We start from the raw sequence: 12,325 nt of genomic DNA on the forward strand, positions 1-12,325 counted from the left end.
TTTCACAATGCCGGTTTCTGTTTTCTGGGGTTTACAACTTATTGTAAAACAGAAATATCCGCGACTTTTAAGAACAGTTCACGCAATTGGCTTAACATGGTTAAACGGTTGATACGAACTGCTTCGTCTTCATCCATTACCATGACTTTATCAAAGAAGTTATTGACCACATCACGTAATGAGGCAAGTTCAACTAATGCTTCTTGGTATTTGCGCTCTGCAAATAATGGTGCCAATTTATCTTGTAATACAGAAAGATTAGCTGCTAATTGAACTTCTTCTGGTGCTTTTAAGACGGAAGCTAAAACAGTGTCATTCAGTTTTACATCAGCGGATTTTGCTAAGATGTTAGAAACACGTTTATTGGCTTCTGCTAATGCAGAGGCTTCGTCTAATGTGCGGAAGTAAGTTACTGCTTTAACGCGAGCATTGAAGTCAGCAGGTTGTGTTGGGCGACGTGCTAATACAGCTTGAATAGTATCAATGCTGTAACCCAGTTCTTGATACCAAGAACGGAAACGACCTAACATAAACTCAACCACATCACTGACCACATTTTTGTTAGTCAGTTTGTCACCATAAAGGCGAACCGCTTCTTGTGTTAATTCTTCAATATCTAACGGTAAGTCTTGCTCAACGATAATACGTAAAACACCCAGTGATGCGCGACGTAGAGCAAATGGGTCTTTATCCCCTTTAGGATGTTGACCAATACCGAAAATACCCGCAAGTGTATCCATCTTTTCTGCAATAGCGAGGGCGCTAGCAACCGGATTAGAAGGTAATTCATCACCCGCGAAACGAGGCTGATATTGTTCTTTCAATGCAACCGCGACTTCTTCGGCTTCACCATCATGACGCGCATAATGCATACCCATAACACCTTGGGTATCTGTGAATTCGAACACCATATTGGTCATTAAGTCACATTTTGACAGTAAACCTGCACGGGTTGCTTTATTAACATCAGCACCCATTTTGCCAGCAATAAAGCCAGCTAATGCTTGAATACGGTCTGTTTTATCACGCAGTGTGCCTAAATCTTTCTGGAATAATACGGTTTCAAGGCGTGGTAAGTTATCTTCTAAACGTTGTTTACGGTCAGTTTTGAAGAAGAACTCAGCATCAGCTAAACGAGGACGTACTACTTTTTCGTTACCGCTAATGATCTGTTGTGGATCAGAAGATTCAATATTAGTGACAAAAATAAAGTTAGGTAATAATTTGCCTTGCTTGTCATAAACAGGGAAGTATTTTTGGTCACCTTTCATGGTATAAACCAGTGCTTCAGCAGGAACTTCAAGGAATTTTTCCTCAAATTTTGCTGTTAACACAACTGGCCATTCAACCAATGAAGTGACTTCTTCGACTAAGCTATCGCTTAAATCTGCGATACCGCCAAGTTTTTCAGCAGCAAGACGAGCATCATGAAGAATAATTGATTTACGTGTTTCGTAATCAGCAATAACTTTTCCGCGCTCATAAAGAATTTCAGGATACTGATCCGCATTATCAATAGTGAATTCAGCTTCACCCATAAAGCGGTGACCACGAATAACGCGATCGCTTTGGATACCTAAAATTTCACCATCAATAACGGTATCACCTAATAATAAGGTGACTGTATGAACAGGGCGTACAAAGTGAGTTTCTTTATCACCCCAGCGCATTAATTTTGGAATTGGCAATTTTGATAATGCATTGCTTACCATGCCAATCAGTAATTGGTTAACAGCTTCACCTTTTACTTCTGCACGATAAAATAACCATTCGCCTTTATCTGTTGATAAGCGCTCTGCTTGGTCAACAGTAATGCCATTACCTCTTGCCCAACCTTCAGCCGCTTTTGTCGGTTTACCGTCAGCGTCAAATGCTTGAGCAATCGCAGGACCACGTTTTTCAATGGTTCTATCTGCTTGTGATTTCGCCATATTAGCCACTTTAATGGCTAAACGGCGAGGCGCTGCAAACCAAGATACATCACCATGAGTGATATTTGCGTTATCCAGTTCAGCAGTAAAATTAGCAGCAAAAGATTCGGCTAAAGAACGAAGCGCTTTCGGCGGTAATTCTTCTGTGCCGATTTCCACGAGGAAAGTCTCAGTTGTCATGATAGCCTCTTACTTTTTACACATAGGGAAACCAAGCGCTTCACGAGAAGCATAATATGCTTCAGCAACCGCTTTGGTTAAAGTACGGATACGTAAAATATAACGCTGGCGCTCTGTCACAGAGATAGCTTTACGTGCATCCAATAAGTTAAAGGTGTGTCCTGCTTTTAAAATACGTTCATAGGCAGGTAAAGGCAGAGGTTTTTCTAACTCTAACAACTCACGAGCTTCTTTTTCATATTGCTCAAAGCAAGAGAACAGGAAGTCTACGTCGGCGTATTCAAAGTTATAGGTTGATTGCTCAACTTCATTTTGATGATAGATATCGCCATAGGTGGTTTTACCTAATGGACCATCACACCAAACTAAGTCATAAACGCTATCAACACCTTGAATATACATGGCAAGACGTTCTAAGCCGTAAGTGATTTCACCCGTAACAGGCTTACATTCTAATCCACCGACTTGTTGGAAATAGGTAAACTGCGTCACTTCCATGCCGTTGAGCCAAACTTCCCAGCCTAAGCCCCAAGCACCTAAAGTTGGGTTTTCCCAGTTATCTTCCACAAAACGAATATCATGAATTGTTGGGTCTAAACCTAATTCTCTTAATGAGCCAAGATAAAGTTCCTGAATATTATCAGGTGATGGCTTAATGATAACTTGGAATTGGTAATAGTGCTGTAAGCGGTTAGGGTTTTCACCGTAACGTCCATCTGTTGGACGACGAGAAGGCTGTACATAAGCCGCAGCGATAGGCTCTGGGCCTAATGCACGTAAACAAGTCATTGGGTGTGATGTGCCTGCGCCCACTTCCATATCTAATGGTTGGACAATGGTACAGCCCTGGCGAGCCCAGTAATCCTGTAGTGTCAGGATAAGACCTTGAAAGGTTTTGGTATCAAACTTTTGCATGTTATATCCGCATGGCGATACATAGAATAAAAAGAAAGGTTTCAGTATACCTTCTAGACGAAAGATATACAGCAAGGAATGCGGGCAATTTTCCCTCGATCAAAAAAATAATCCCTTAATTGACTTTATGACTATGCTCAAAGAATTAGATTGAATTTTTTTTCACCTATTTACATGTATATTTATACAGTATATAAAATGGTGCTATTACAAGTTATTGGTAACAAGGAATGAGAAAATGAATAAACAGCGTTGTGATTGGGTAACCAGTGATCCTGAATATTTGGCATATCATGATGATGAGTGGGGTAAACCTGAACGAGATAAATACAAGCTTTTCGAAATGATCTGTCTTGAAGGTCAACAAGCTGGGTTATCTTGGTATACCGTACTTAAGAAAAGAGAAGGTTACCGCCGCTGTTTTTTTAATTTTTCACCCGAAAAAATTGCCAAAATGACAGATAAGGATGTTGAAGCTTTATTGCAAGATCCTGCAATTATTCGTCATCAAGGAAAAATTAACGCCATTATTAATAACGCTCGTATTTTCATGGCAATGGAAGAACAAGGTGAAGATTTTAGTCAGTTTATTTGGCAATTTGTTGATAATAAACCCATTATTAATCAGTGGAATAATATTTCCCAAGTGCCCGCGTCCACAGAAATCTCGGATAAAATGGCAAAAACGTTAAAGAAAAAAGGCTTTAAATTTGTTGGTACAACAACGTGCTACGCATTTATGCAAGCCGTTGGTATGGTAAATGACCATATTCTCTCTTGCTTTTGTCGCCAAGAAGAGAGTAAAAACGCCAATAAAAGGTAAAATATGAGTTGAGTTATCTTTAATCGAGAGTGTTATTGGCTTTATATTTCAATATTTAAAATCATATTAATATTACTATTCTATCATTTCGATTATAACTATTGATGCAGGTTAAAGCTCGCGGTATGGTATTTCTTAACGAGAAAGCAACATAGAAGATACCTGCAAAGATGACTCAACTATCACAATTTGGGCAAAAGTTTGCTCAGCACTCAGGCATTGCTCGCTTGATGCAAGACTTAAATGAAGGAATACGTACACCCGGTGCTGTGATGCTAGGAGGCGGAAATCCTGCTCATATTCCTGAAATGGATAACTATTTTCGTCAATTACTTAAAGAGATGACCGAAAATGGCTCATTAAGTGATGCGGTTTGTAACTATGATGGTCCGCAAGGCAAAGATGCCATGTTACAAGCGTTGGCGGCATGTTTAAAAGAGAAGCTAGGCTGGAATATTTCGGCAAAAAATATTGCACTAACTAATGGCAGCCAAAGTGCTTTTTTCTACCTATTTAATTTATTAGGTGGCACAACCAAAGATGGGAAGAAACGTAAAATTCTTTTCCCAATTGCCCCTGAATATATTGGTTATACTGATTCTGGATTAGAAGAAGATCTGTTTGTTGCAAATAAGCCAACAATAGAAATGTTGCCAAATGGACAATTTAAATATCATGTCGATTTTGCTCATCTTGAAATTGGTGATGACATTGCCGCTATTTGTGTTTCTAGACCAACCAATCCAACAGGTAATGTAATTACTGACGATGAAGTTGAAAAGCTAGAGGCTTTAGCTAAACGGCACAATATCCCTCTGATTATAGATAATGCTTACGGTGTTCCTTTTCCGGGTATTATTTTCACTCAAGCAACACCTCGTTGGAATGACAACACTATCCTTTGTATGAGCCTGTCTAAGTTAGGCCTACCGGGAGCACGTTGTGGCATTATTATCGCCAATGAAGCGCTGATTTCAGCTATTACAAATGTTAACGGCATTATTAGTCTCGCACCCGGTGGAATTGGGCCTGCAATGGCATTAGAAATGCTAAAACGCGATGATTTAATGCGGTTATCTCAAGATGTGATAGGGCCTTTCTATCATCAACGAGTACTTGAAACTATTAATATTATCCGCCGCTACTTACCTGAAGAGCGTTGTCTTATTCATAAGCCGGAAGGTGCGATCTTTTTATGGCTTTGGTTTAAAGATTTACCTGTTTCTTGTGAAGAGCTTTACCGTCGTTTGAAAAAACGTGGTGTATTAATGGTGCCGGGACATTACTTCTTTCCGGGATTAGAAAATTCATGGGATCACGCTCATCAATGTATGCGGATGAATTACGTGCCTGAGCCTGAATTGATTGAGAAAGGAATAAAAATTCTGGCTGAAGAAATCGAGAACATCTATCAGCCAGTGAATATCTAATAAAAATGCCCCTTCAGCGAGAAGAAGGGGCAAAGACAATAACGAGGACTTTTGAGCATAAGTTTGACGGAAAGAAATTGATTACTAAAAATTTAGCAATCCGTCTCAATCTAAATTTCTTAGCACGAGAACTATTAAAACAGACATTTATAAAATCTATGGCTTAAATAAGAGCCATTCATTGCCTTAATTATCCCTCTGCTAAGCCAAATGTGGATTTTGATAACAAATTTGGTTCAACTATTTAATATATTTATTATTTTTACTACAAAGTCCATATAATAAGTGCCATTAATTGTGGTGTTATGATGCGTAAAAACATTGCTAAAGGATAAACTGTGGCATAGGAAAGCGCGGCAGCCCCACTTGAGCTATGAATTGAGTTTGCGAAGGCTAATGCAGGGGGATCGGTCATTGAACCAGCCAACATTCCGCAGAGGCTTAAATAATTAAGCTTAAAGAAGACTCTGGCAATCACACCGACAATCAATAACGGTAATAATGTAATCAAAATACCATAACCAATCCAACTCAAGCCTTGACCGTAAATTAATGTTTCGACAAATTCACCACCAGAGTTTAGCCCTACCACAGCAAGAAACATGACAATACCTAGCTCTCGCAATGCCAAGTTTGCACTTGGAGGCATAAACCAATAGAGCTTACCAAATGTACCAATACGTCCTAAAATTAAGGCAACAACAAGAGGACCACCAGCTAAACCTAATTTAAGTGCCACAGGAATACCGGGAATAAAAATAGGAATAGAGCCAAGTAGAACCCCTAAGCCGATACCAATAAAGACAGGAAGCATTTGGACTTGTTCTAATTTCTGACGGGCGTTACCTAACAGAACTGTAATGGCTTCAATAGATTCAGGGCGTCCAACAACATTAAGAATATCCCCGAATTGCAACATACTATTATTACTTGGAATAAGTTCGATACCTGCGCGGTTCAATCGAGTCACTACAACATCGTATTTTCTTTTAAGATCCAGATCTTTTAAACGTTTACTGAGCACGGAATCATTCGTTACAACGACTCGTACTGATTGAAGTAAATTTGTTGATGTTGAAAGTGAAGCATCGACCTCTTCACCAAGTACTAGGCGAACTTTATTGAGATCTTCTTTTGAACCGACAATATGGAGTAAATCCCCTAACTGAATAATTGTTGATGGCATCGGTACCATAATGTTATCTCCACGCTTTAAGCGGGAGCAGACGATGGCATCTTCATTGAGCAGAGGAATATCTTGCATTAATAAGCCATCTAAATTGGGGTTTTTAATCGCAATATTAATGGTATGTAGTGCATCTTTAGTGCTGTGTTGTTGGTTACTAAAGGCTTTTGCTTCTTCATCAATGTTGATTTTAAAGAACACACGAATAAGCCACATTACGAGAAGAATGCCACAGATACCCATAGGATAAGCCATGGCATAGCCCATTCCCATTTGTCCCACAGAAGTTGGGTCAACATGCAGATCCGTCAGTATTTGTTGCCCAGCACCTAAAGAAGGCGTGTTGGTAACAGCACCAGAAAAAATACCCAAAATAATAGGTAAAGGAACGTCAAATAGACGATAAATAGAAGCGGTTATGATTGAGCCAAGAAGAATAATTAAGATAGCGAAGGCGTTTAGTTTTAAGCCTGAAACACGTAGTGAGGAGAAAAAACCCGGACCGACTTGGATACCAATAGTATAAACAAAAAGAATAAGCCCAAATTCTTGAATAAAATGAAGAGTTTGTGCATTAAGCGAAAAGTTATAATGCTGAGCAAAGTGGCCAATAATAATTCCACCAAAAAGAACACCGCCTATCCCTAGGCTGACTCGATAGATTTTGATATTGCCAATCCAAAGACCTAGAGCGCCTGCTAATGACAACATCACCATTGTTAATGCAATATCACTCATAGAAAAGATCCTGTACCCAAAAATAAAAATGAGAAAATTTGAGCTAAAACGATAAACCTATTTTGGCAAAGAATAATGAAAGTCGCTGTGTCTTATCGCACAGATCTAGCATATATAGAGATAAAACAAACAAGAAAGATAAATATAAAGCTAAAATGTTTATTTAAAATAATGAAGGTTGAATTTTAATATCATAGAAACATAATAATTAATAATATTATTATGCTTTTTAAAATTAGATAAAGTGAAACTTTTTCACGCGAGACTTATTTATTTAATAACTAAAAAATTAAGCTTTTTTATATCATCTTTCTCTTGTCCTGTAAGAGAAAACAGGTTTAACTATATGATAAAAAGCGTTGACTACGGATCTCGTTTTATAGGTGCCCTATGATATTCAGAACGACAAGTAAAAATTTAACATTAGTCACATTTTTGACGACATTACTGACAGGTTGCTCAAGTGTTATGACTCATGCTGGCCCGAATAAAGAACTTTATTCAGGGACAAAAAATAACATGACAATGCTAAAAGATGATGAAACTGGATGGGCAATGAAACCATTGGTTATTCTCGATCTTCCTTTTAGTGCAGTATTAGATACTTTATTATTACCTTATGATTATTATACTCAGGGTGATGACAAAAGTGATAATTCACCTAAAGAACGCATAAAAAGATTGGAAAGTACAACTGCGAATAATAATCATGAAAATAAGAATTAATATCAAATTAATGACTAAATAATAAATAAGTAATTATATTTAGTCATTATCTGTTTATTTGATTATTTATTTAGTACCGTTTCTTCTTTAGGTCCAAACATTTTATTCAAACTATTAAGCTCTTGCATTTCCTTGTCACATATTACTTTTTGTTCTGACAGAGGCGCTGTCATTATCTGCTTTTTGCTTTGCTCGAAGTTAGCCTTAATCTCCGGCATATTATGTTTTAGATCTTCTCTTTGAGAAATGTACTGAATAAATCTATCCGCTTCTTTAAAGTACACTCGGCAAGCATGAACTGTAGATGCTTGAGCTGGAAGTGTGGTTGACAATAAAAGTAATGCGACACCCCACCAACATTGTTTCATTCTCTAAACTACCTACCTTATTTGACATAAGGGAATTATATAAAAAGCACACTAATTAGACGATAATAATTAAGAATAAATTTGTTATTTTTTTTCATTTTTTATGGGTAACGTAAAGAAAGCCATAGTAAAACGAAGATAGACAGGTAAGCTTGTTACAATAACGCTAAAATTCACCTCTTTTTATGATAAAAAAGTTAAAAATCAACCGTTTTGGTTGAAAACCATACGAACAGTCAGGAGATACTAAAAAAGTATTGACGGAGTGGGCTTCAGGCAGTAAGATGCACCTCGTTTTCGGCGAGTAGCGCAGCCTGGTAGCGCAACTGGTTTGGGACCAGTGGGTCGGAGGTTCGAATCCTCTCTCGCCGACCATATTAAGAAACCCCGCTTTTAAAGCGGGGTTTTGTCGTTTTAGCCTCACTAAAAATACCTCTCTGTTTTTTGCTCTCACCATAATAGTGCCTTCTCTCAATCATTTTACTTCTATCCCATCCATACCTTGCATTCGAAGTTCCTATTAAGTTTAAAAACAGAAATTCATGGAAATATTTTCCAAATCAAGAGAAATATTGGCTGGAAATGCAGTAAGTTTCGCTGATCTATAAAGTCGTTTAGGCATTAAATTATTTTAGAAGTTTTTTAATAAACAGCCTAAAGACGTCTGTAAATTTTCTTCTAACGCCACTTTTTATAGGCGATAGAACTTCTGGTAATGCTTAAAGAATATAAATTTTTCACTATGAAAGAATTAAAATCATTAATAACAGACTGAATTTCATGGTCTTATCTAGTTAAGTGATTTGCTAAGAGGCAAAAATTGATACTTTTCACTCTATTTGCTTGATTAAAACTAAAATCAGTATCCTCTAGTAAGATAATTATTTTTCTTCCATAACAGAATAAAGCGCCAAGTTCTTTGTTTCATTTCAAAATATTCGTTCAATATTTAAGCGGTTAATCACAAATTATGGCTTTTTTTAAAATAGTCATTTTACTTAAGGATTCCTTAATGTGTGGTTTTATTGACTAGATATTAGTCAGAGACTTATTTTTTTATTCTGAGTTTGTTCAATATTTGTTTCATTTGTGTTTATAACGAGTTCTTTTTACCTTCTAACACCTTATTGACGTAAGGGGATACAGTTGGTTAATTGAACAATGACAAAATAAAAAGGTATTCCGTTTTTAAACAGGAAACCAAAACACAACAGAACAATTTCGGAGAGTAATGATGAAAAGCTCCAAAAAACAGACAGGAATTTTGACCGCTACAATTGGATTGCTCGCATTAGCTGTTTCTGCGGGTGTGCAGGCAAAAACATTGGTGTATTGCTCTGAAGGCTCACCTGAAGGATTTAACCCTCAGTTATTTACCTCTGGAACAACCTATGACGCAAGTTCAGTGCCTATTTATGACCGTTTAGTTGAATTTAAACTGGGTACAACAGAAATCATTCCAGGCTTAGCTGAAAGTTGGGATGTGAGCGATGATGGTAAAGTGTATACCTTCCATTTACGTAAAGGCGTGAATTGGCATAATAGTAAAACTTTTAAGCCAACACGTGAATTTAATGCGGATGACGTGATGTACACGTTTATGCGTCAAATGGACCCGAAACATCCTTACCATAAAGTGTCTGGCGGAAGTTATGAATACTTCTCCGGAATGGATATGAACAACATGATCGAGAAAATCGAGAAGGTTGATGATCATACCGTTCGTTTTGTTTTAACGCGTTCAGAAGCCCCTTTTATTGCTGATATGGCAATGGACTTTGCTTCTATATTATCCGCTGAATATGCGGATAACATGATGAAAGCAGGTACACCTGAAAAAGTGGACTTAGATCCTATCGGTACAGGGCCTTTCCAATTACAGCAATATCAGAAAGACTCTCGTATTCTTTATAAAGCTAATGACCAATATTGGGGTAAAAAACCAGATATTGATCGTTTAGTCTTCTCTATTACACCTGATGCCTCTGTACGATATGCAAAACTGCAAAAAGGCGAGTGTCAGGCAATGCCTTTCCCAAATCCTGCTGATATTGCGAAGATGAAACAAAATAGCGATATCAATCTATTAGAACAACCGGGCTTAAACGTGGGTTATATCTCTTTTAACGTTGAGAAAAAACCACTGGATAACCAAAAGGTTCGCCAAGCATTAAGTATGGCGGTGAATAAAGACGCCATTATTGAAGCTGTTTATCAAGGCGCAGGCCAGAAAGCGAAAAACCTCATTCCTCCTACAATGTGGGGTTATAACGACGATATCGTCGATTACGAATATAACCCTGAAAAAGCCAAAGCGCTGCTAAAAGAAGCGGGTCTTGCAGATGGCTTTACTATCGATTTATGGGCAATGCCAGTACAGCGTCCTTATAATCCAAATGCCCGCCGTATGGCTGAGATGGTACAAGCGGACTGGGAAAAAATTGGTGTTAAAACCAAGATTGTAAGTTACGAGTGGGGCGAATATCTCAAACGTGCTAAATCTGGTGAACACCAAGCAGTGATGATGGGTTGGACGGGGGATAATGGGGACCCAGATAACTTCTTTGCTACGCTATTTAGTTGTGCCGCAAAAGAGCAAGGATCGAACTATTCAAAATGGTGCTATAAGCCATTTGAAGATCTGATCCAACCTGCTCGAGTCGCAGCCGATCACGACAAGCGTGTTGAACTCTACAAACAAGCTCAAGTTGTTATGCATGATCAAGCACCCGCACTGATTATTGCTCACTCGACCGTTTATGAGCCTGTGAGTAAAAAAGTAGAAAACTATGTGGTTGATCCGTTAGGCAAACATCACTTCGAGAATGTCTCTCTTAAATAATAGCAATACCTAATCGTTGGATTGCCTTAAGTACGGTGTCTTTCTTTATGAAAGGCACCGCTATTCAATAATAACGAATACATTCAGTACACTGTGGGCGCAGGGGACTTTCCCCTGATTTATCAGCGCTATCTTTTAGCTGATGTTTGAAAAGAGAATTAGGATATGCTGCAATTTATCCTTCAACGTTTGGGACTTGTGATCCCTACGTTTATCGGAATTACATTACTGACGTTTATTTTCGTCCATCTTATTCCCGGTGATCCGGTAATGATTATGGCGGGTGAACGTGGCCTTTCTCCAGAGCGTCATGCTTATTTAATGGCAGAGTTGGGGCTGGATAAGCCTTTATGGCAACAATATATCAATTACCTAAATGGTATTCTCCATGGTGATTTGGGTATCTCATTAAAAAGTCGCATTCCTGTATGGGATGAATTTTTACCTCGCTTTAAAGCCACTTTAGAACTTGGCGTTTGCGCCATGATTTTTGCGGTTTCAGTTGGGATCCCAGTTGGTGTTTTAGCTGCGGTAAAACGTGGGTCTATCTTTGATCATACTGCGATTAGTGTGTCATTAGCAGGTTACTCCATGCCAATTTTCTGGTGGGGGATCATGTTAATCATGTTAGTGTCTGTAAAATTAGACCTAACACCTGTCTCTGGGCGTCTCGCTGATAGTGTCTTTTTAGATGACAGTAATCCACTTACTGGATTTATGCTGATTGATACTTTTTTTTGGGGTGAGGAAGGGGATTTCTTAGATGCTGTTCATCACATCATTTTACCTGCCATTGTATTAGGAACCATTCCTCTAGCGGTTATCGTGCGTATGACGCGCTCTTCGATGCTTGAAGTATTAGGCGAAGATTATATTCGTACTGCAAGAGCAAAAGGTTTAAGCCGTGCTCGCGTCATTCTTATCCACGCATTACGTAATGCGATGTTGCCTGTTGTCACCGTTATTGGATTACAAGTCGGGACAATGCTGGCAGGTGCAATCTTAACAGAAACCATTTTCTCATGGCCGGGATTAGGACGCTGGTTGATTGATGCTTTACAGCGACGTGACTACCCCGTTGTTCAAGGTGGTGTGCTTTTAATTGCAACGATGATTATCTTCGTCAATCTGTTGGTTGATGTTCTTTATGGCATTGTGAATCCTCGTATTCGCCATAAAAAATAAG

At 38.4% G+C, this 12,325-nt stretch carries 9 protein-coding genes and 1 tRNA gene; 6 read left to right on the forward strand and 4 right to left on the reverse strand.

Annotation, left to right across the window (positions count from 1 at the left end):
* Positions 1–38: 38 nt before the first annotated feature.
* Positions 39–2,111, reverse strand: coding sequence for a glycine--tRNA ligase subunit beta (gene glyS, locus ABN236_RS14685; protein ID WP_194951384.1), 2,073 nt, complete (start codon positions 2,109–2,111; stop codon positions 39–41).
* A gap of 9 nt (positions 2,112–2,120) precedes the next feature.
* Positions 2,121–3,026 (reverse strand): glycine--tRNA ligase subunit alpha, encoded by a 906-nt coding sequence (glyQ, locus tag ABN236_RS14690; RefSeq protein ID WP_004246832.1) that lies wholly within the window; start codon positions 3,024–3,026, stop codon positions 2,121–2,123.
* A 238-nt stretch (positions 3,027–3,264) separates the two neighbouring features.
* Here glyQ and ABN236_RS14695 point away from each other — a divergent pair, with 238 nt between their 5' ends.
* Entirely contained in the window at positions 3,265–3,849 is a 585-nt protein-coding gene (locus tag ABN236_RS14695) for a DNA-3-methyladenine glycosylase I (RefSeq protein WP_349474313.1), read from the forward strand.
* Between the two features lie 170 nt (positions 3,850–4,019).
* Entirely contained in the window at positions 4,020–5,279 is a 1,260-nt protein-coding gene (locus ABN236_RS14700) for a valine--pyruvate transaminase (protein WP_270756458.1), read from the forward strand.
* A 265-nt stretch (positions 5,280–5,544) separates the two neighbouring features.
* Here ABN236_RS14700 and ABN236_RS14705 read toward each other — a convergent pair whose 3' ends face one another.
* Positions 5,545–7,203 carry a putative transporter gene (locus ABN236_RS14705; protein WP_349474314.1) on the reverse strand — a complete coding sequence of 553 codons (1,659 nt, stop codon included), beginning with the start codon at positions 7,201–7,203 and terminating at the stop codon, positions 5,545–5,547.
* A gap of 390 nt (positions 7,204–7,593) precedes the next feature.
* Between ABN236_RS14705 and ABN236_RS14710 the strand changes: the two genes are divergently transcribed.
* Positions 7,594–7,929, forward strand: a complete 336-nt coding sequence (locus tag ABN236_RS14710) for a YceK/YidQ family lipoprotein (protein ID WP_088494347.1) — start codon at positions 7,594–7,596, stop codon at positions 7,927–7,929.
* 62 nt (positions 7,930–7,991) lie between these two features.
* Here ABN236_RS14710 and ABN236_RS14715 read toward each other — a convergent pair whose 3' ends face one another.
* Positions 7,992–8,297, reverse strand: coding sequence for a DUF5339 family protein (locus tag ABN236_RS14715; protein ID WP_349474315.1), 306 nt, complete (start codon positions 8,295–8,297; stop codon positions 7,992–7,994).
* Between the two features lie 298 nt (positions 8,298–8,595).
* On the opposite strand from ABN236_RS14715, the gene ABN236_RS14720 reads away from it, so the two are divergent.
* The 3 genes from ABN236_RS14720 (at position 8,596) to dppB (ending at position 12,324) form a co-directional block, all read left to right on the forward strand.
* Positions 8,596–8,672: transfer RNA gene (locus ABN236_RS14720), tRNA-Pro, on the forward strand.
* A gap of 859 nt (positions 8,673–9,531) precedes the next feature.
* Entirely contained in the window at positions 9,532–11,139 is a 1,608-nt protein-coding gene (dppA, locus tag ABN236_RS14725; protein ID WP_088494349.1) for a dipeptide ABC transporter periplasmic-binding protein DppA, read from the forward strand.
* Positions 11,140–11,304: 165 nt separating this feature from the next.
* A complete protein-coding gene (dppB, locus tag ABN236_RS14730; protein WP_088494350.1) occupies positions 11,305–12,324 on the forward strand; it encodes a dipeptide ABC transporter permease DppB in 1,020 nt (339 codons plus the stop codon).
* Position 12,325 lies beyond the last annotated feature (1 nt).

It is taken from the genome of Proteus sp. fly-1013, assembly GCF_040140245.1.
GTDB classification, from domain to species: domain Bacteria; phylum Pseudomonadota; class Gammaproteobacteria; order Enterobacterales; family Enterobacteriaceae; genus Proteus; species Proteus mirabilis_B.

Bases quoted from the DNA above. Each gene is read 5' to 3' on its own strand.
- glyS (WP_194951384.1), bottom strand. From the start codon at position 2,111: ATGACAACTGAGACTTTCCTCGTGGAAATCGGCACAGAAGAATTACCG.
- glyQ (WP_004246832.1), bottom strand. From the start codon at position 3,026: ATGCAAAAGTTTGATACCAAAACCTTTCAAGGTCTTATCCTGACACTA.
- ABN236_RS14695 (WP_349474313.1), top strand. From the start codon at position 3,265: ATGAATAAACAGCGTTGTGATTGGGTAACCAGTGATCCTGAATATTTG.
- ABN236_RS14700 (WP_270756458.1), top strand. From the start codon at position 4,020: ATGACTCAACTATCACAATTTGGGCAAAAGTTTGCTCAGCACTCAGGC.
- ABN236_RS14705 (WP_349474314.1), bottom strand. From the start codon at position 7,203: ATGAGTGATATTGCATTAACAATGGTGATGTTGTCATTAGCAGGCGCT.
- ABN236_RS14710 (WP_088494347.1), top strand. From the start codon at position 7,594: ATGATATTCAGAACGACAAGTAAAAATTTAACATTAGTCACATTTTTG.
- ABN236_RS14715 (WP_349474315.1), bottom strand. From the start codon at position 8,297: ATGAAACAATGTTGGTGGGGTGTCGCATTACTTTTATTGTCAACCACA.
- dppA (WP_088494349.1), top strand. From the start codon at position 9,532: ATGAAAAGCTCCAAAAAACAGACAGGAATTTTGACCGCTACAATTGGA.
- dppB (WP_088494350.1), top strand. From the start codon at position 11,305: ATGCTGCAATTTATCCTTCAACGTTTGGGACTTGTGATCCCTACGTTT.